Here is a 24,518-nt window from a genome sequence, read left to right on the forward strand (position 1 = left end):
TTATTTTAAAGTTATTTAAATTTTGTAAATTATTATTTATTATTAATTGACTTTAGTGTACTTAAATTAATTAATAATTCACGTTGATTACTGTCAAATAAATTTGATTGACTTGCGTCATTAAAATCAACTAGCATTTTAGTAAATGCTTCTTTAATTTCATTATTATCAATTTTGATTGGATTTGTATCAAAGTATTTTAGATCATAGACATTTAGATTATTTAAATATGGTTTATTTTTGTTGATTCAATCAAAATCAGTTTCATTTTTAGTACCAAAACCATTATTAATACGATATAAACGTTCATAACAAACATTAGTGCCAATTTCATTTTCATTATTTGTCACTATTGTAAATGTTCGATTTCCACCATCTTCTTTATTTAATGCTAATACTGCATGTCCAGTTGTTCCAGAGCCTGCAAAGAAATCAAGAATGCGAGCGTTGTTTGTTGAAGCTATATTAATAAGATATTTTATAAGTTCTATAGGTTTTGGTGTATTAAAATTATGATTATCTAATATTGAATCTAATTGTTTTTTTGATCCATCTGTATGATTGACAACTTCATATTTTAATATTGATAACGAAATAACATCATCTACCTCGTTTAAATATTTTTTTAAAAAGGGTCTATTATTTTCATTTTCAGGTAAAAAAATTCTATTTTGTTTTATTAATTCATACATTTTTTCTTCGTTATATAATCAACTAGAATTTTTAGGACATAAGTATTTTTTGCCATCTCAAATAATATCATAAATATTGTTTGAACCTTTTTTAGTTAAATCTGACGATTTATAAAAACCTCTATCATCTTTATAAAAATAAAGTCTATTATTTTTTTCTGTTCGTTGATTTCGATTAAATTTATTTTTAAGTATTTTGTTCTTACAATAACACAATATGTAATCGTGATTTACAGAAACAAATTTATTATTATTTTTTGGTGCATAATTCTTTTCTCAAACAAAATTGCAAGTAAAATTCTCTTCACCAAAAATTTCATCCATCAAAACTTTTAAGTATGCTTGTTCGTTATCGTCAATAGATACAAAAATTACACCATCATTTTTAAGTAAGTTTTTCGCTAATTTTAAACGTTCATTCATCATATTTAGTCACCCATTGCGACTGAATTTATCACGATAAACAAACTTAGATGCAGCTACATCATCTTTTTCGCTAAAATTATTGCCATCAGTCTTGCTTGCTTCAGTATTATAAGGAGGATCGATATAGATTACATCATAGTAAGCGTCGCGCCCACTAGTCTCTCTCTCTCTCTCTAACACTAATAAATTCTTTAGTACATCATAGTTTTCACCAATGATTAAACTATTAGTATCATTTTTAAATAAATTATGTGCATCATTCATGAATGATAATTGCTCATTTTTAGCTAATATCGCAATTTGAGTTTGGTGCACGCTTGGAGCAACATCAAAACTAAATCCTATCTTAACACGTTGAATTAATAATTGAAACACATTATCTAAATCCTGGGGATCAGTTTTTTCTAAAATTTTTTTAATTAATTGTTTTTGATCCTCATTTAATGAACTCTTGCTCATTTCATCAATATCTTTTAAATAACTATCTAAATCTTTAATCATAAATCCTCTTTATAAATTAAATATATAATCTAATTTATATTATAAATGATGCTGAGATAAACTTAAATATCATTATTAACCAAAATTTAGTTATTTTAACAATTAAAAAAAACTTTTAGTAAATTTATAATCACTAAAAGTTTTTGAATTTATATTAATTAGTTGTTGTAAATGAATAATCATTGTGTTGAGGATTATCTTTTTTTGCTTGATTACGATTATAAATTTCGTTATTGTTATTAGCAAAATTTCATTTATAAGTTAAATAATTTGGCTTTTCACTAAAGTAAATACGATTGATATAGTATTTTGTATTCGGTTCTAAATTATTAATTTTATTTTCTGATATTAATCATGATGTTAAACCTGTTTGTAATTCTTGATGTTTATTAGGGTCAACATGATTTTTAATTAATCCATCAAATTCTTTATCTGTTTTCGAAAGTGTGATTTGATAAGGTCCTTTAATATTTCCTTTATCATCAATTAATTCTAAATTAGCAACTAAACCATCATGAAAAGCTTGGTCGTGGGAAATTAATTCTAAATTAAGATTAACTTGGGTTGGTGAAATGTTTCTAATATACTTATTTTCTTTATTTTCATTAAAATCACTTGCAGTTGTTAAAATCGTGTTTTGACTTGGACGACAACGAATTGTTATAGAGCTTTGATTAAAAATTGTTCAAGTATTATCATCGTTTAAAACTTCTATTCGTTCAAAATTATATTCTCGATTAGCAATTGGTAATGGAATTTTAACATACATACGGTTTTTTAATTTAAATAAAAGATTTTCTCTATTAATTATTTGATCAATACTACCAATATCATTGCTATAAGCCATAAACTCTTTTTTTGTGCCATCAACTGTTGTATAAGAAAAAACAAAACGTGCTTTTTTATTTACTAATCAAGGATATTTAACATTTAAAATAAATAATTTCACTTCACAAACTGGATGATTAGTTTTTTTATCAACATCAAGTGTGTTTTTTGGATATTTTTCCATCAAAGCTATTGATAAAGGATTTTGTAATTCAAAATTATAAGTAATTTGATTTAATTTATGTTTTTCATCTAAATTATTTGGATTATTTTTATCTAAATAATAAATATTATCTAGTTCATATAATGTAGCAGTTTTAATGTCATCAAACTTTAAATTAAATTCGATCATTCACTTATTTATTTCATTTTTAATTGGTGTACAACTAATAGCGTTAGTTTTAATTTTTTTGACAATCTTGTTGTCTTTGTATTTAAAAGTTGCAGCAAATGTAAGGTTTTTTAGAATATTAGGATTGGCTTTTAATTCAACTTTTAATTTAATATTAGCTTCATTTTTACGTTGAAAATAATCTTCTTGGTTTTCTAATGGTAATAATGCAAAATCATTATTGATTGTTAAAGGTTGATTTTTTTCTTCTTTTGTATCATCATAAATAATATTAGTATCTAAATAACCAATATTTACAATTGCTTTAGGTGGCTTTTGATCAAATTCAATTTTATTAATAAAAGATGTTTTATTTAATTCTAAATTATCTAATCGAGCTGTTAAATATTTTTTATTATTTTCAACCACTACATAAGCTTTTGCAATTTTATTATTATCATAATTAATAGTTGCACTCATATTTGTATTTAAAACATTGGCTTCATCACTAATTTCAAACTTTATATTTGTTGAATTAATACTATTTGCTGATCGCGGTTCTTCAACTAGTGAACTTGTTAAAACTTTAACTAAGGGTTTTCTAATAATCACTTTGTTAATTTCTAAAATATCATCTAAATTCGCAATATTGTTATTGACTGTTAGTTTATTATCAACAATTCCAATTAATGTATATTTATGATTTGGCGCAAATAAAGTATTATCATTTGTCTTTAGTGTTATTTTTTTGCTAACATCTACTATTGCTTGTATTGTTTTTATTTCATTAGTATTATCAATTTTGAATTTAAGTTCAATCTTTTTATTAATTAAATTTGCATCGTTAAAATTTATTGTATAATCCCCGTTTTTTAAATAATTAACCACTATATTTGGTCTATTAAGAGTTTGTTTTTGATTATTAGATAAATCAAAATTGTGTACTAATTCAATATTTTCATCACTAGCAGAAACAATTTTTTCTAATCGATACTGGTTTGGTTTTACTAATTTTCCAATATCAAAACAAATCTGACCATCATTATCAACTTTAGCTAATAATTTATGCAATTTATTATTTTCATCTTTAAATATCCCATATACTTGTTGGTTAACATAATATGGCGCTACTTTAGCAATTAAATTGATATCACCATTTTTTGTATATTGATATGGTTGATTTAAACTATTAACATTTAAATTGTTAATAGTTTTATTATGATATGAAATATTAATTGGATTAATAACTTTAACTAAAGGATGCGTGTTATTTTTATAAATGTTAACTAATTCATAGAAGTTATTATTTGCTAATTTACTTACATCAAAATCAACATTTCCTTCTGCATCTACTTTAGCATTAATACTATAAATTTGATTATTTAAATCTTTTAGTTGCAAACTAAGAGAAGAATTAAATAATCACTTTCCTACATTTATTCGGTATATTTTTTGATTATTTTGGTTAATAAAAGAAGCTGTTTTAGGTGGTTTACTAATCATAATTTGATGTTCAATCGCTAACTCATTTTGTTGAATTAAAACGTGATTGTAATCAGTTTTGTCAAGAATTTTTACTAAACGATAATCATGATTATTTACTAATTTTGATGTATTAAAATAAGCAACTTTATCTTTAATAGTTGGTTGTATGTAATGATATTGATACTTTTCATCAACAAAAACACCCATAATTTGCGGATTCTTTTTAGCTTTGTTTTTTAAATTAACTTTAATAACAATATCACCAGTATTTGAATATTCATTGGTTTTATCTATTTTAGATAAAGTTAAACCAATTATGGAATTAGACAATTTATTTTTTTGTAATCGATAAACATTACCTTGTGGTAAATGGTTATTAATCTCAGTTTTAAGATCTTTTTTATCATGAATTTTTAATCAATAAGAATCATTATTTTGATCTACAAAAATAATTGAATTCTCCTTATCATAAAATCTTAAAACAATTCCGACTATGACAGCTGATCAACATAGATTTAAGCATATTAAAAAAGAAGCAATTTTAATATGCTTTTTTCAATGTATTTTCTTATTATTTTTCATTTTCATATTAATATTTATTTTCTAAAACGATTTAACATAATTTAATTAAAACACATTTTTTTTTTTTTTTTTGAATTTATTTTGTGTAAATACCAATATTTCATAAATTGCTACACTAAAACCCTTTTATAAAAAAATATTAAGCAAAAGCATAGTAAACAATAATTCAGCTTAAATAATAGTGCTAATCTAATATTTTAAATTGTGTTGGGAAGTTAAAAATTTAAAATATGATATCATTTATACAGTATTTTTGGACAATTTAAAAAAAAGTAAAATTGTTGGAATTTAAAAATAAATAAAGGGAGAGTAGAAATATGATAAAAAAACATATTAAAAAAATAGTAATTGGAGCTTTAAGTACACTAGCGTTCATCACAACAACAGTTGTAACAACAGCTTGTGCAAAACACAATAATTCTGTTACTAAAAATAATGAACCAAATGTTAATGTTAAAAATGAAATAAGTTCTTCTAATAGTGAATTAAATGATTCACATTATTATTGAAAAGCGCCTAAATCTGATACAAGCGAAGGTTTTCAAACAATCCATAAAAGTATGGTCGAAGATGGAAAACGTGCATTTTTATTACCAGGGTTTTCACAAAGCAATTATCTACAAGACGCAATAAAAAACGCTAAATTTGATAAAAATGCTGTTGGTTTTTTATTAGATACAGTTTATAATGCAAATAATGATCCTTCTTTATTTGATGGTGCAAATCGTGTTGCAAGTGTTTATTTTAAAGTTGATGATGCTGCTTTTTTAGGTGGAATTGCTGCCGCTTATATGCTAAATACAAACCAAAACATTTTTGCAACAGATGGCCAACTTAACTGGGGAGGATATGTTGCTTTAAATGCTAAAAACACTACTAATTATTTAGCAGGATTTGCCTTGGGTATTGAATGAGCAAACAAGCATTTAGCAAACAAAAAAGTATTACAAGAAGGAAGTAGTGAATCTAAAACATGGATCAAAGTAAATGAGGTTCAAGCTTCACAAAGTAGTGCTGGAGGATTTGATGAAAACAATGAAAATGCTAAAAAAATCCTTAAGGAACTAATTTCTAAAAAAGCTGATTTAATTTTACCAGTAGCAATTACCCAAATGAGTTTAGCAGTTAATGAAGCAATTAGTACAACTTCACACAAAGTAGCAATAATAGGCGTAGATACTGAACAAGAAAACGATAAGACAATTAATAAAGAAGCAAATACTTTTAAAAATACTAATATAAGCGGAAATAAAAACGGTGTTATTCGTTTTTCAATTGTTAAACGATTAGGAGTAGCAATTGAAAAATTACTAGAAAACGCTGTAAATGGTGCTCAATTTCAAGGACATGTTAACAAAATTGGTGATGAAATTGATGTTCATGATAAATATAAATTAGGTGTAAACACTGTAGGTTCACTAGTTGATGGTGTAGTAGGAATCTCAGAATCTGCTTATCACTATTTAATTGATGCTTTTAATCTAGCACAAACAGATGAAACTAATAAAGTAAGTACATATGACCAATTAGTTCAAAAAATGATCCAAGATCCTTTATTTAAAAGTTTAAACCAAGATCCTAAAATTGATGGATATATAAACCCTAAAAATCTTGCTAACGCTAGGGGTAATGAAGGTGAATTAATAAATGGAAAAACAATTAGTCCAGAAGTAAATGGGGGAACCATTTATAAAGCAGCAAATGGTTCATATTATTACTATCCTGTTGCTAAATCAACATATACTGCACAAAATGCCTCAACTATTTTTAAAGAAATATGAGATAAAGCTAAAAATGATGATGACAAACGTCGTTTAGTTGGTTTAATTTTATCCTTCGCAGGCGCAAATGTTAAAGATGGAGGATATTCTGAAATTAGTTATGATGGGATGTTAGGTTTTTATGCAAAACATGGTATTAAAATTCCAAAATTATAATCATCTAACATTTATATATAATTTTAATAAAATTATTCTATTAACAAAATATATTCAGTATAAATAAATCATTTTTAATTTTTATAAAATCCAATACCTTTATACTTAAGGTATTGGATTTTTGTGTTATATAAATCCATTTTTAGTAAATAAGCATTTAAAATACTATATAAAAGCGTATTTAAAATGTTTGTAGCACTTCAATAAAGAACAAATTTAATTTTTAATTAAAACAGATTTTATAATTTATAAATAAAAAGTCTACCTTCTTTTTATAAAAGGTAGACAATTTAATTTATGTTTTTTTTAATGTTTATTTTTGAATAATTGTTACAATCAAATTATTTTTGTTTTTTTATTATTTGGGACTAATGCAATTTTTGCATTATCTTTTTTATCATTTGCTCTTCAATATTTAATACCATAAAATTGATATCTTGAAGATCTTGGCATTTTATCTAAAGGTAGTTGAAATTGTCCAGGAGTATTATAATTTTTGTTAACATTATTTTCAATTATTCCAACTGTTGTATTATAAATTTGACCATTATCTAAATTTTTGTACATAACTTCACCAAAAATAGAATCATTTTGATTATTCATATTATTAAAAATAAGTTTTCTAACACTTCCACTAAAACTAACATAAGTATAACTTGCATTATTTGTAGTATAAATGTTATGATCAACATTCGTAATATCTACTATTCCAGCATAATTACTTGTATTAGAACTTTTGTATATAACTGAACCATTTTTATTAGTATCATAAAAAATATTTTCTCAATCATTATTTATGTCTTTATATAGGTAAGAATTTGGTTTATTTTCAAATTTTACAATTCTTAATTTATATTCATTATTTTGATCATTTATATCAATATTGTTAATATGAATTTGTAATTTAGGTTTACCATTGTCATTTACAATTTTAATTATTGGGTTATCATCAATTTTATTGGTTGATAAATTTTCCACAATAGCACGAATTTTATATGAATTTAATAATGATTGAGAAAATCACTCATCATCATTAGTAATATTAAATTCCATTATTCTTGATCAAATTTGTTTTTTTTCATCAAAATTTGTAATATTTTTAAAATTAGTTAATTTTGTCACACTTGGTTCAACAACAAATGTTTTACCATTTAATTTACTAATATCTATTGAAGTAATATTATTAGTATTATGATTTATTTTAATAATATTTTTTAAAGTATATTCACGATTATAAGTTAAATTTTCAATATTAACGCTATAATCTTCTTGATTTTTATTTAAAGTTAAGCTTACTTCTTTTTTAGAAGTTGAATTATTGTATCTATACTCTAATACTAATCTATCACCATCATTGTAATCTTTTATATCCTTAATTTTTAATTTAATAATTCTTCTTCTTAAATCATTAGTTTTTTCATAAGTAATTGATTCGATATATGGATCAATACCTTTAGTTAAAATTTTATTTTGATTTTGTTCAATAATGTTAATGTTTGTGTTTAATTCTGTATCAAATAGATCATTGCCTGTTGGTCTTGATAATTTTATTGAAGATAAAATGTATTCTGTATTTGGCTCTAAATTAGATATTTCTCCTTCAAGAATCCATTTATTATCTTTTCTTACTAAATTAATTGTTTGTATAAATGTCTTGGTACTATCACTAACTTTTTTAAATACCAATTGGAATTTAGAATTTGTATTTAACATTGTTCCATCATTAGTAGTTGTAATTTCAAAAGCATACTTTGCACTATTAATTGTTGGTTGATCCCAATTTCCGTATTTTTTTGCATTATATATTGCTCAATTTGTTTTAAAATTAATATTCTCTAACGTTCTTCTTTGTGCATCATTAATTGGTGAAATAATTTTATTACCATTTACATCTTCATAAGCTTTGTTTGGTTTTTTAATCATTCTTATTTCTTTTATGTAATATTCATTTCCTTCATCAAGATTTACTAAATCATGTTTAATATTTGCGTATAATCCATCATTTCTTGAATCAATGATTGACATTGTATAAACTTTCATTTTATCTTGATTGTTTGGATATTTTTTATTAGCAAAAGTTACACTTATCTTATCACCATTTTCTAAAATTTTATCTAATGATTCTAAACCTAATCTAAATTTAGCAGTAGTTATGCCAATATTTGATTTTCACAATTGATTTTCATCGCCTTCTGTTTTAAATGTTACTGCAGTTGGTGCATGATGATATATAAATGAATCAGCAATATTATTTGAATTTAGCAATTCTTCAAAGATATTATTATTTGAAATTAAAATCTTTTTGAAAGAATATTTTCTATTAGGAGTTAGTTTACTAATATCAAAATTATAACTAGTTTTATTGTTTGATAAAGTTAGTTCATTAGTTTCTCATTCTTGATGATTATTATCTTCATATACTAATTTAATTTTTTTGTTAATGTAATTAGAATTAATTCTTGAAAATTCTGCTTTTATTGTTCCTATCACTCTATTAGGATTAACAGCATTTTCTTGTATATTGTAATAAATATCATTATTTGATTCTAATTTCAATAATTTTAGTTTATCAATTAATGTTTTGAATTTAGTATCTAAGTTACCTCCATATATTACATTATTTTTATTTATTGTTAACATTCATTTAGCTAAATCTGGCTTATTTTTAAATTTAGCTGATGTGAATCTATATTCTGTTTCTGGTTTTAAATCAGTTAAATTTCATTTAATTTTAGCACTATTTTTATTTGCACTTACTTCGCTTAATACACCATCAATTTTTTTAATTTCTGATGGATTTGATGTAGATACAAATGTGGCTTCAACAATTTGATTATTTTCAAAAACTTGATCAGTTGAATTAACTTTTACATTTATAGTAGCACTATTCTCAGTTAAATTTGTTACCCAATTAGAATAATCGATAGATAAATTTGTATTATAAGGATTAATACCAAATTTATGACTAACACCATTAATACTTAAATCATTAAACACTGTATTAGTATCTTTTGAATCAGTAATTTGAGCTTTAAATAATTTATATTCACGATTAGTAATCAAATCCTTATCAAGAACTAAATCGTAAATCTTTTTATTATTTTCCAATGTAACTTCTTTTGTTCAAACAATTTCCTCATTATTATCCTTATAAGCTAATTTAATTTTTCTACCAGCATAATTATCATTAACACCAGAAACAGTTAATTTAATTGTTTGGGTTGTATTATTAATATTATCGTTTGAAGTAATATTTACAATAGTTGTTGGTCCTGATATCGTTCTGAATTTATAATTTTCATTATTATTAATAATAATATTTCCAGGTAATAAATTTTCATATGCTAAACGTGGTTTTTGAACAAATTCAACTTTTAATAATTTATATTCAGTTTGCTCATTTAATGTGGCCCCTGTTTCAACATTGATTGTAGCTACAGTTTTATTAGAATTAACTTCACTAATTTTTCTAGTCCATTGACTTATTTGACCATTATTTTTATTTTCAAGATATACGATAACTGATTGATTAGTTTCAAATATTTGATCAACAGATTTTAATTTTATATTTAACTCAGCACTATTATACGTAATATTTAATGGAGCACTCCATTCGATGCTTGTTGTTGATGGGTTTCGTTTAAAACTATTATTTACAGTATTTTGTTTTTTTAAATCAATATATTGAGAATTATTTTTATCATCATTAATTTGTATTTTAACAAAAGTATAATTTCTATTAGCTATCAGACCACTTAGAGTAAAACTATATTTTTGCATACCTTTTTTTAAATTAACTATATTGCTTTCATATAATTCGTTATTTTGATCACGATAAATTAATTTTACTTGGCGCCCATTATATTGATCATTTACTCCAGAAAATGTTGCATTAATCGTTTGAGAATCAACACTAATTTCATTCGTTGATAACAATTCATTTAAAATTGTAGGTCCAAATTGGGTTGTAAATGAAATATTTCTTTTATTTTCGATAGAAACATCTAAATCTTCATAAACATTGCTTGGTTTTGTAATATTAATTGAATTTAATACGTATGTTGAATTTGGTTCTAAATTATTTATTTTACCTTTAATTAATCATTTCCCATTTTCTTTTAATAAGTTAACATTTACTTGTTTTAAAGTACCACCATTTTTATTAAATGTTACCGTAGCTGTTGCATTTGCATCTAATTCTCCATCATTATCATCTGTTTTTAGAAGAAAATTAAATTCAGCACTTGTATCTGAAGGATTTAATCATTCGCCATTTTTAGAAATTATAGTGTGTGATTTGTTTATTTTAATTTGATAATTAATGTTATTTAATTTTGGTAATTTATTACTTTCAACAATTGTATTTGAATTATTATTTACTAAATAATACACATCAACTAATGAATATAACTTATTAGCTTTTAAATTATTTAAAGTAAATCTAATTGATGTCTTTCCGTCATTATTTACTAAAGATGACCCATTAATAACATTAGTTTCAATAATATCATTATTTGTTGATTTGAATTTAGCTATAAATCTTAAATTATGTGCTATTTTAGGATTAATTTGCAATCCAAGATCTACATCGATATTGTTTTTTTGATTAGCGTTTTTAACAACTATTTCTTTATTTATTGGACCATTAACAATAATATCGTTATTAATTTCTAATTTAGGCATTGAATCATTATTATAAATGATATTATTAGATTTATCAATTCCAATATTTTCAGCTGCTATACTTGGTTTATTATTAAAACTAATATTTACTATATTTACTTTATCATTAAAATTTAAATCAACTAAAGTAGCAGTTAAATATTTGATATTACCACTTACAGTAATAAATCCCATTGCTTGTTTATTATTACCATAAACAATAGTAGCTTGATCTTTATCTCTAAGTACATTATCTGGATCATTTAAATTAATTTTAATAATAGTAGATTTTAAATTAGTTGAGACTCGATTATTAATTTCTTCAATATTTAATGCATTTATGGCGCTTGTTCTTGTTGTAATAAAACTATTTGTTAAATTACCTTCTTTTGGGAAATCTGAAACATTATTATTATCAATCAATTTTACATCAATTAAGGTATATGTCCGATTACGTTTTAAATTATTTAACAATATATTATATTGTGTTTTATTAGATTCAATTAATACCTCATTAGTATAAATTGATTCGTTAGTATCATTTGATTTATAACTTAGTTTTATTTTCTTTCCAACTCATGATTTTTTAACTCCACTAAGTGTAAAATTAATTGTTTGCGAATTTGTGTTAACGCTATTACTTGATGTAATATTTATTAATTTGTGGTCGCCAACTTTCGTTGTAAATTCATAATTTGAATTAATAGAATTTGTGTTATCTAAAATAACATTATTTTCACTATTATTGATATTATTTTTGGCTTTTGTTGGTTTGTTAACAAATTGGATTTTAACTAATTTATAAGTTGTTTCTTCTTTAAAATTAACACTATTACTTAAATCATGCGCTCAAGTTCCTTCTTTGAAATCACTAGTTACATCTTTTAATGGTCTTGTGTATTGTAACCATGTATTAGTATCTCTAATTGTTTCTTTAGGAGCAAATCATGCAACTACTTGTTGATTATTTTCTAAAATTTTATCTTCTGATTTAATTTTGAAATTAAAATTAACACCACGTGTCCCAACAATTGTAGCACTACTATCATTTCATTGAACTGTAGTATTTTTTGTTTGAGTAATAAATGTATTTGACACACCATTTAATTTTTGAAGATCTTCAAAATTATTAGTATTAGAAATATGATTTATTTCAATTTTTTCAAACCTATATTCTCGATTTGAATTTAAATTTGATAACAATAATTGATAGTCATTTTTACCTTTTTGTAATGTAATTAAAGAACTTTCATAAATAACATTATTATTATCTTTATAAACTACTTTAATCTGACGTCCATTATATTTAGAGTTAACTCCTGATAACGTTACATTAATAGTTTGTTGAGTATCATTAATAGCATCATTTTGAGTTTGAATAACTTTTAAAACCGGATTTCCAGTTTCAGTAATTAAACTTATATTTTCTTTATCATTAATCGATACAGATAAATTAGTGTGAGTTTTTAATGGTTTACTTAATTCAATATTTTCTAATTTATATTTAGTTTCTGGATTTAAATTATCGATTTGACCTTTGATTAATCAATCATTATTTTCTTTAATTATACGAACTATTTTTTGCTTAATATTATTATGTTCATCTTTAAATTTAACAGTTGCATCAATGTTATCTAAAACATCATTATCATCTTGAGTTTCAATTTTAAATTCAAAATTAGCTGTTGTATCTGTAGGTGATTTTCAATTTCCATGTTTACTAATCATCGTAACACCTGGATTAATTTCAATTTCCTTAGATACATTATGGTCCTTAAATATTTTTCTTGTTTCATCAATATTTTGATGAATATTATCTAAGTAATAAACATCAACTAATTTATATAATTGATTTGATTTTAACCCCTTAACACTAAAAAGAACTTCTTGTTTGCCTGTTTTATTAATATCATTACCATCAATTAATTCGCTATATACTTCATGACCAAATTCATTTCTAAATTTAAGCTTAAATTTAAGATTTTTAGCTATATGTTTGTTTATTGTAAATTCAATTGATGAATTAATACTTTCTTTATCATTATAATTTTTAATTTCAAGATGTAAATTATTAGATGATAATGGACCACTTATTCTAAAATCATTGTTAATTTTTAATTTTCTAGTTTCTTCTGTTAAATTTGTTAATTCATAAATTTTATTCGAATTATTAATACCAACACTATCAACTGCCTTATTAGGACGAGTTATAAATTCAATTTTATTGATAATTGTATCATGATTAAATTCAAGATTAGACAAACTAACTTCTAGGTATTTCTCATTATTTACTGTAATAACTTTTGCATTTGTTTTTTTATTTGTATCATATGTTATTTCAGCAATTTCGTTGTTACTTAATACATCCTCAGGATCATTTAATGAAAATTGAATTTTTGCTACATTTAAATTATTTATTACTCGATCACTAATCTCATCTAACTTATTGACACTAATTGGTGTTTTTCCTTTAATAATAAATGAATTTTGAAGATTTTGCTTATTTGGAAAATCAATTCAATTTTGACCATCAAATCATTTTATGGATTTCAAAGTATATTTGCGATTGTATTTTAAATTATTAAAATTAAAAACATAATTTAATTTATCTTCTTCTAAATTAACTTTCGCCTCTACTTCATCATTTGTATTAGATATATATACTAATTTAGCTTCTTTGTTAAATCATTCACTACGAATTCCATCAATTGTAACATTAACATTTTGCGAATTTGTTAGTGTTTCATTTGATTCAATATTTATAATTCCATAATTACCAGGTTTTGTTTTAAATGAAATATTAGTTGGATTAATAGTTTTAAGATTAGAGTTAGCATTTAGTGGCTTAGTTAATACAATAGACTTTAACTCATACTCTGTTTCTGGTTTTAAATTATTTACTATACCTTCAATAAACCAAATGTTTCCTTCTTTTTTTAATTTTACATTGTTAACAAATTTTGTATCATTTTGATTTGATTTTGATGAAAAGATAACATCAGCCATAACATTATTATCAAATATGTCTTCATCATCAGATTCAACTTGTAATTTAAAATTTACACTGTTTGAATTGATCTGTCATTCAACATTATTTTTTTTAAAAGTTGTATTACCGGGTTTAACTTCAATTTCATTAACAACATTATTAGATCTTATTAATTTATTATTATCTATAAGATCTTGATCGTCTTGATTTAATAAATAATATAAATTATCAAAGTGATATAAACGATTTGATTTTAGATTTGGAATTCTAAGTTCAATAATTTGTTTTTTACCTTCTTTTTTGATTGAACTATAAGAAACAATACTTGATTTTACGGTTTCATTATTTTGATCTTTAAATGTTGCTATAAAGTATAAATTTTGCAAAATATTATCATTAGCTTTTAATTCTAAATTAACTTTTACATTAGTTTTATTATTATATTCTAAAGTAATACGTTTATTAGTATCACTTTGAACAGGACCAATGACACTAAAATTATTATCAATTTTTAATGGATTTATATTGTTTGTATTGTTATATATTTTATTGCTATTATCTATTCCAATATTCGTAGCAGCTTTTATTGGTTTATTAATAAAAGTAATACTGTTAATAATAGTATCTTGGTTTAATGCTAGATTATTGAATGTTGTTTCTAAATATTTTTGACTCCCTACAATTTTAACTTTTGCTTTTACAGATAAATTCTCACCATAATTAATGATTGCTTCTTCTTCATTACTTAAAACATTATCAGGATCATTTAATATAAATCTAATTTGTGTTGATTGTAAATTATTTTTTGCTCTTGCAATTGGCTCAATTATTGAACTTATACTAATCGATTGTGTTTTATTAACAATAAATCAATCAGCTATTCCATTTTTTAAATGGAAAATTATTGGTGTTTTATTATCATCATCAATAATTCTTACTTCTTTTAGTGTATATTTACGATTATGTTTTAAATTAGACAATTCGAAACTATAATGATTATTGGCTCAAAGCAATGTTTTTTGATCACTTAAAATTTCTTCACCGTCATTTGAAGTATATACCAATTGAATTTTTTTATTAATTCAAGTTCGTTGAATTCCATCAATATCAATATTAACTGTTTGTGTTGTAGTATTTATAGAATCATTAGAACTAACATTTGTTACTTTATGATCAACAATTAAGGTTTTAAAATTATAATTTGAATTGTTGTTTTCAAAAACGATATTATTAGCATCATTATTAATATTAGTGTAAGCTAATGTTGGTTTTCTAACAAAGCTTACTTTTATTAGTTTATAATTTGCTTCTTCTTTTAGTGTTTGATCAGTATTAAAACTAACTGTTGCCTCACTTCCATCACTACTTACACTTGTGATCGTTTTTGTATATGGTATTTGTTGACGTTCATCATCATTAGATTTAAAATAAGTAATAATACTATCACCCATTTGAAATACGTGATCTTTAGATTTTAATTTATATGTAATTGTTGCACTTGTACTTGTTATATTTGTTGCTAAATTATTATTTTCAATGACTATTTGTGTCTTTGATGCACTTACATTAAAGTTATTCGTAACATTTGTTGAATTATTAAGTGTTTCAAAATTATTATTAGAAGTTTTTATTTTTATTTCTTTAAAAGAATATTGACGATTAGCAACACTAATTGGCAGTGTGAAAGTATATTGTGTTTGATCTTTTTGAAGAGTTAGTTCATTTGATTCAACTAAGCTTTTTTGATTATTACTTCTATATTCATAGACTAACTTAATCTTACGATTATTATATAGATCATTAACTCCTGATACTTTAGCAGTAATTATTTGTTGATTTGATGCATTAGGTTGATCATTTCACGTTAAATCATGAGACGTAATGCTAACTAATTGTGTTGGTCCACTTTGAGTTGTAAAACTAATTTGTTCTTTATTTTCAATTTGGATTTTTAAATTAGCAAAAGCATTCATTGGTTTAGTAATTGAGATGTCATCTAATTTGTATGTATCATTATAAGCTAAATCACTAATAGTATCTTCAATATACCATTGATTATCTTTTTGTTTTAGTTTTGTTGTAATTGTTTTTTTAGTATCATGTTGGTCACTAAAAGTGATAGTTGCCTCTAAATCAGTACTAAAATCAACATTTTCATCTGAATTAATATTAAACTTAAATTTTTGAGCATTTGGTTGTGGGAATGTTCAATTACCATTTTTTTGAATCGTAGTAATCGTTGGTTTAACAGTTATTTTATAATCAACGTTTGAATTCTTCTCAAATTTATTATTTTCATCAATATTAGTTTGATTTGATGAATTTACATAATATAGTCCTTTGAAAATATATTGACGATTTGATGTTAAATTAGTTAAATTAAATGTTAATTCTTTTTTATTATTGTTATTATTTGTAACAATGTTATCTGCAGCAATTGGACTTGTTAAAACGCTTTGACCATCATTACTGTCAAATTTTGCAATAAAATATAAGTTTTTACTAATATGATTATTTGTATTTAATTCTAATGAAACTGAAATATTTGTTTTATTATTAGCTTCAAACTCTTTTAGTGTATGAAGTGGGCCAGTGATTTTTAAATCGTTATTAATTATTAAATTAGTAGCATCATAAATAACATTAGTATCATTAATACCAATATTCTTACTTGCATTTTTAGGTTTTGTATTAAATTCAATTTTATTAATGATAGTATCTTTGTTTAAGACTAAATTACTAAAAGTTGCTTCTAAATATTTTTGATTTTGATCAGTAATTACTTTTGCACTAGTAGTTTGATTATTATTATAAGTAATAGTTGCTTGTTCATCATTACTTAAAACATTATCTAAATCATTTAATTCAAACCGAATTTTTGCACTATTTAAATGATTTACATCTCTATCTTGAATTTCAATAATATTACCAACCCCAACTTGATTATTACTTAAAACAATAAATTTATCTTGAATCGAATCACTTTTATTAAATGGTGTTTTAGTGCTATTATCATTAATTAATTCAATTTTAGTAAATGTATAAGTTCGGTTTTTATCTAAATTAGTTAATTCAAACTCATATTCTAATTTATTTTTTTCTAATTTAATTATAGCGGTTTTTGTTGAGTTATCGTTTGCACTATAAGTTATTTCTAATTGTTTTTGATTTCATGCATTTTGTATACCATCAAGTTTTAACTTAATTCTTTGTTTTGTATCTACTGTTGATGGATTTTGTGATTTAATTTGAATAACTTTATAATTACCAGCTTGTGTTTGAAATGAAATATCGTCTTTATTTAATATTTCAACTACTAATGGCTTGTTTGTTTTGTTTGGTTTAGCTAATAGAATTGATTCAAGCACATACTTGTTTTCTGGTTCTAAATCACTAATTTGGCCTTTAATTAAATATTTATCATTTTCTTTAGTAATATTAACTTTAATTGGTGTTAGTAGAGTTTGACCTTTTTTAAAACTAATTGTTGCTTCTAAATTATCTAAAACTTCATTACCATCATCACTATTAATTACAAACTCAAATTGTGAACTTGTTGATGTAGTATTTCAAGTATTATTTGATTTGCTAATTGTTGTTTTACCAGGTGCAATGTCAATTATTCGAGTAACATTATTTGCTTTTGGTACTTTGTTTTTGTCATTAATAGTATCATTATTATCATCAATATAATAAACATCAACTAATCTATATAATTGATTTGATTTTAAATTATCTAAAGTAAAATTAATTACGTTTTTATTGTTATTAACTATAATTGAACTATTAGTTAAAATTGGACTATAAACAACTTCACCATTGATATTTTGAAATTTAAGTTTAAATTTCAAATTCTTACTAATATGTGGATTAACTTTAAAATCTAGTGTTGAAGAAATTACGTATTTGTTATTAGCCACTATATTTTGTGTACTATTAACATCAGTTGATAATGGACCAATGATTTGGAAATCATTATTAATAATTAATTTATTTAAATTACTTTCGTCATAAATTACATTTGTATTATTTTTGCCAACTTTAATAAAGGTTTGAGCTAAATTTTTAAATTCAATTTTTTTAATAATTACATTTTTATTAAATACCAAATTTGTTATTATTGCTTCTAAATATTTTTGATTTTGTGCATTAGTTTTTACAATAGCATCAACTTTTTGTTCGTTATCATAAGTAATTGTTGCAATATCATTTGTTTTTAAAATATCATTGTCATCTTTTAAATTAATTTTAATAGTTGTTTGATTTAATTTATTAGGAGCACGATCATTAATTTCTTCTACGCTTGATGCTGTAATTTCACTTTGTAAATTAACATCAAATGAATTATTTACATTGATTTCTTTTACAAATTCCTGATCTTGGCCATTGTCAACTTCTTTAATATTAATTTTCTTTAAACTATAACGTCGACCTGGTTTTAAATTATTTAATACTAAACTATATTCTTTTTTATCAAAACTTAGATGAACACTATTGTTGTTATTATCAACTGTTGTTTTAATTTCAGGATCACCTAAAATGTTTGATTCATAAACTAATTCAAGCTTTTTATTATTTCAAGCTCGCTGAATACCATCAATTTTAACAGTAATTTCTTGTTGTGTTGTATTTGTTGATGTGCTTGACATCACACTAATAACTTTATGTTCAAATTTTTGTGTCGCGAATTCATATGCTTGTGAACCATTTTTATACTCAAAAATAACACCATTTTTATTTAATGACTCATATGCTTTATTTGGTTTATTTTTAAATGTTACTTTGATTAAACGATATGTCGTTTCTTCTTTTAAACCACTTAAGTTAAATTCTAATTCACCTTCATTAAATGAATTAGTTACATTATTTAATTTTCCTTCAACTACTTTTTGATCATTTAAATTATTAGTTGGAGCAAAAACTGCTTCGACAATTTGATCGTTTTCTAATGCTTCATCATTTGTTTTAAGCTTAAAATGTACTTGAGCATTATGTGCACTAATTGCTTTAATAGCATTATTAGTATCATAATCAATTCTTGTTAATGATGGTTCAAATTCAATTTTTGGTTTATAAATCTTTGAATCAAAACTAATTTGATTATTTGACGTATTATTTACTGAATTTTGATCATCAAAATAATATAAACCTTCTAATTCATAAGCACGATTATGAATTAAATTAGAAAGTTTAAAACTAATTTTAGCATTTTTATTGAATAAAATTGGATCAGTTCAAACAGTTTTATTATCGTTTAACTGCTTGAATTTTAAACGTAAATATTGGTTTGCTAATAATTGCTTATCAACTTGAAGATCAACATCAATATTTACTGATTTATCATTCTTGTTAATTGTTTGGGGTTTATAAGATGTTGGATTAATATTATTTGATAAACTAATTTTATTTTGTTTATCATATGAATAAACAATGTTATTAGTTTTATTATTAGTAAAATTAAAATATGCATTAGTTGGTTTTGAATTAAAACTAATTTCTTTAATAACATAATTTTGATTAATTTTCAAACTAGCTAAATCAAATTTTAAAAACTTTTTATTGTTTTCTACAACAACTTGGGCATTAGTTGCTAATTTTAAATTATTATTGGCATCATTACTATTTTCTAATTGATAAACAATATTTGGTTTATCAGCTGTAGTTAAAACATTATCAATGTCATCAACTTCAATCTTTGCTGAAATTAATGATTGGTCATTATTAACTAATATACGGTTTGTAACTTCAATATTAGTGTTATTTTTTAAAGAAACTGCATTATTACTTGGATTAATGCTAAATTGATGAGTTAAGGTGTCTAACTTATGTAATGCTTGATTATTAGTTTCATAAACGATTCTAGAAAAAGTATATAAACGATTCTTAATTAAATTTGAAAATTCGAATTGATAATTTCTTTTTCCTTTGATTAAAGTAACTGCTTTTGATTCAATCTCTTTGTTATCATTTGATACATAAATTAATTTAACTTGTTGATTATCTTGAAAATCATCACCTATATTAATTTTGGCATTTATTATAGGAGCTTGATCATTATTTCAATTATCAATTGAATTCAGACCCACTAGGGTTGTGTTTTTATTAGATGTACTAAAATTATTATTTGGATCTAGTAAATCAAATTCACTATTAACAATACTGCTTGCACTCTTATTTAAAGTTTCAAGTTTTTTAATAACATATGTTGTTTTTTCTTTTAAACCAACCAAATTGAATTTAATTTTATTATTAGCAACAACTTTTCCATATCCAATTTGTAGTTCGTTTTTAGTGTTATCAATATTTTGATAATAAATTTTAACATCATCATTAATTCGTAATTTTTGATCATGATCTTTATAATCAATAAATAAATTAGCATGGTCTGCAAAAATATCTTGTTCTACAGCGCTTTTATTAAATGATAAATTTATCTTATTAGGGTTTGTAATAAAATGTTGTTCATATTTTGTAACATCATTTTTAAATAAATACACCTTTTGGTTTTGGTCATTTAAATAATATAAGTTTTTAATACTATATTTACTATTTCCTTTTAAATCAAGACCATTAATTGAAGCGATTTTATTAGTTTTACTAAAATTAACTAAAGGATTAATAACATCTGTATCTAATAAATCATCATCCATTAAAGCTAACTGTGCATAGATTTTTTGATCATTTTTTAAAATATTATCTTTATCATCAATTTCAAAGGTGATAGTTGTATCATTATTAGTCTTAACAACCGCATCAAATCTAGTTCAAATTGGTGGATTAATAGTAGTTGCTGAGCTTGTTGTGAATTCAAAATTTAAAACATCATCTTTAATTAATTTTATTGGTTTTTCTTTGTTATTTAATTCTAGTAATTCAACATCAACAACTTTATATTTTGTGTTTGCATCTAAGTGTGTAAAATCAAAATTTAGTTTATAGTTGTTAGTTTTTGGATCATAAGTTGCAATGTATTTTTGTGTATCATTTAAATCATTAACTTTAGCAATTGTTAGTGCAAATTGACGATTATAAGATAGTTTATTTAAATCAAATAAGTTTACTTGGAAATTAATAGCATTTACTGTTACGTTAGAAACTGCTGGTGCTTTTAAAACAAGCTTACGAGCTTGATCGACACCATCATTAATTGCACTAACATCTTTGTTAATACTATTTCTATCTAATATTGTTTTGTTTGGATATTCATTTAAATCTACAATCTTATCAAAATCATAGATTTTGTTAGGATCAAATAAATTATTGTTTGGATTAACAATAACTTTTCCCTTATCATCAGTTTTGATTGGAACATGAATTTCATTGTTATTTTTATCTTTATAAACAGCAGTTAAATCTTTATTTTTTTGATCTGGTATTTTAAACTCATGCTTATTATCAGCATTAACATTACCATTTTTTTGTTTATTAACTATTCGATCTAATGGTGAAATTTCATCAATATTAGCAACTTTTTTATTATCAGCTTCAATTTTTGTTAGTGTATATTTATGATCTGGTGCAAAAATTGTATCATCACTTGTTTTAAAAATAGCTTTTCCATCTAAACCAATACTAGCTTCAACCGTTTTTGTATTAGTATTATTATCATCGGTTTTAAATGTTAATTTAATTTTTTTATTTGCTAAACTAGGATTTGAAAAACTAATTTCATAATCATCATTTTCTTTAGTTTTAGCAGTTATTGTTGGTTTTTTAAACGAAATATGATTATCACCACTTAATTGCTCTTCACTAATTAGATCAATGTTTGGTTGATTATTTTGTTTTAAAACGACTTTTTTAAGTGTGTATATATTAGATTTAGTTGGGTCATTATTTGCTAAATTTTTTGTTGGAATAATAACCTTGCCATTAGCATCAATACTTACATCTATCTCATGTTCTATACCATCTTGATCAACAACAATCCCTTTGGTATTTGGATTATTTAAAGCTTTTTGCTTTAAATCATCATTTAAATCATTTGCTAATTGAGTGTGAATCTCTAAATTTCCATCATTATCGTACGTAAAATTTGGATGTGAATCTAATAAATTCAAATCTCGTTTATCAATTATTTTATCTTTTAGTTCAAAATCATTAAGATTAATGACTTTATTTAAATCGTTATTTTCAACTTTAGCTAAATGATAAATATATCCTTTTGGTAAATCATTACTATCAAAAATAATTTTATTATTTTGATCCACATTAGCAACTACTTTATATTCTTTATCATTATTATCAACAAAAGTTGCTATTAATTTTTGATTAATTAAATCATTATTTAAATTTTCTAAAATTTGAGTTTTTTTAGTTGAATCAACACTTGCATTAGCAGCTGGTTTTTTAATTAATTGTTTTTGTTTTGAAGTTAAATCAAAATTTGAAGCCAAAACATTTTGTGGGTTTGAAACTGAAACAATTTTGTCTAATGAATAATTACTGTTATTATTTAATGCACCTGTATCAAATGCTATGGTTCCATCTTTTTTAACTTTTGCTAAAATTTGGTGTTCTTGATTATTTTGATCTTTAAAAATTCCATATACTTGTTGGTTAACATAATATGGCGCTACTTTAGCAATTAAATTAATATCACCATTTTTTGTATATTGATATGGGGTGTTTAATGCGTTTGAATTTAAATTATTAATTGATCGATTATGGTATGGGATCTGTTTAAGATTAACAACATCAACTTCATTAGTTTTTTTAATACCAATAACTTCATATAAATTATTATCACCTAAAGATGAAATATCAAAAACAGCTAGTCCTTTTTCATCTGTTTTTGCATTAATTTTATATGTTTGATGATTTAGATCTTCTAAGGTAAATTCAAGAGTAGTGTTTTTTAATTGAACACCTAAATCAACTTCATATACTTTTTTGTTATCAATAAAATTAACTTTAGCTTTTGCTGGTTTGTTTACACTAACTTTATGTTCAAGCATTAATTCATTATTTGACACTAAAACATCATTTAAATCATTATTGTTAACAATTCGATTTAATTCATATTTGTGATTTAAAGGTAATTTTTTAGTATTAAAATACCCAACATTATTTTTTACACTCAACGCTGGTATTAAATATTCTTTATTATTTTCATCTTTAAAAACTGCTGTTGGCAAGGCTTGGTTTTTAGTTTTATTTGTTAAATCAACTTTTAAAACAAGATTACCTTCATTATCATAAGTATGTGTTTTATCAATTTTTTTAAACTGTGCATCAATATCATTAACATTTACAACTTTTGTTAATGGATTTGAATCTTTTAAAATTAGATCTTTTAAATAATAAATATTGCCATCTTTTAAACTACTTGTATCAATATCAATTTTTTGATCTAATCCAACATGTGCTTCAATACTATAAACTTCATTATTTTGATTTACAAATTTTGCGACTAAAATTTTATTAGCAAGTATTTTATTTACCTTTAATTGAATGTGCTTTTCGTTTTTTTGATCCTCATATACATTAGTTGGAACTGGTTTTAAAACTTCAATTTTCTGTTCAGGTTTTAGCTTCTCATTTTCACGAACAATGTTATTATTTAAATCAATAATTCGATTTAGCTTATATTTACCTGTTTTTGGTAAATACTTAGTATCAAATTCAAATTTTGCATAAGAATCAATTTGAGTTTTTATTTTATATTCTTGATTGTTTTCATCAACAAAAACACCATAAACATCTTTGTTAATATAAGTTTTTGGTAATTGACCTTTAATGATTAAGTCACCATCATCATTAAAACTATAAAAATCATTATTACTTAATTCATTATTATTTTTTGAATGTAAAACAATCCCAATAATTGCTCCTGCTCACGCTAAATTTAACGTGGCAAGCAATAAGAAAAGACGTTGTTTACGATTCTTTTTATTATTATCATTTTTTATTGTTTGGATTTTTTTACTTTTTTTATTATTCATAAATGCTTCCTTTATGTACTATAAAAAATACTATTTTATAGCATTAATAACTGCAACTAAAAATGCTCATAAAATGATAGCAAAAAAAAAAAAAAAGACCGTTGATTGGCCTTTGTGCTTATAAAACCCACTAAAACGTAT

General features: G+C 23.3%; 4 protein-coding genes. 1 reads left to right on the forward strand and 3 read right to left on the reverse strand.

What is annotated here, in order from left to right; translation table 4 throughout:
* Nucleotides 1–32 precede the first annotated feature (32 nt).
* Together UUR8_RS02625 and UUR8_RS02630 are read right to left on the reverse strand one after the other, a co-directional pair.
* On the reverse strand, nucleotides 33–1,619 hold the full coding sequence (locus UUR8_RS02625; RefSeq protein ID WP_004026030.1) for a site-specific DNA-methyltransferase: 1,587 nt from the start codon (nucleotides 1,617–1,619) through the stop codon (nucleotides 33–35).
* A gap of 154 nt (nucleotides 1,620–1,773) precedes the next feature.
* The gene (locus UUR8_RS02630) at nucleotides 1,774–4,851 is read right to left on the reverse strand and encodes a DUF1410 domain-containing protein (protein ID WP_004026129.1); all 3,078 of its coding nucleotides are present in this window, start codon (nucleotides 4,849–4,851) and stop codon (nucleotides 1,774–1,776) included.
* 311 nt (nucleotides 4,852–5,162) lie between these two features.
* Between UUR8_RS02630 and UUR8_RS02635 the strand changes: the two genes are divergently transcribed.
* Nucleotides 5,163–6,782, forward strand: coding sequence for a BMP family ABC transporter substrate-binding protein (locus UUR8_RS02635; RefSeq protein ID WP_004026206.1), 1,620 nt, complete (start codon nucleotides 5,163–5,165; stop codon nucleotides 6,780–6,782).
* A gap of 330 nt (nucleotides 6,783–7,112) precedes the next feature.
* On the opposite strand, the gene UUR8_RS02640 is transcribed toward UUR8_RS02635, so the two are convergent.
* On the reverse strand, nucleotides 7,113–24,377 hold the full coding sequence (locus tag UUR8_RS02640; RefSeq protein ID WP_004025925.1) for a DUF1410 domain-containing protein: 17,265 nt from the start codon (nucleotides 24,375–24,377) through the stop codon (nucleotides 7,113–7,115).
* Nucleotides 24,378–24,518 lie beyond the last annotated feature (141 nt).

Source organism: Ureaplasma urealyticum serovar 8 str. ATCC 27618, from assembly GCF_000169535.1.
GTDB classification, from domain to species: Bacteria; Bacillota_I; Bacilli_A; order Mycoplasmatales; family Mycoplasmoidaceae; genus Ureaplasma; species Ureaplasma urealyticum.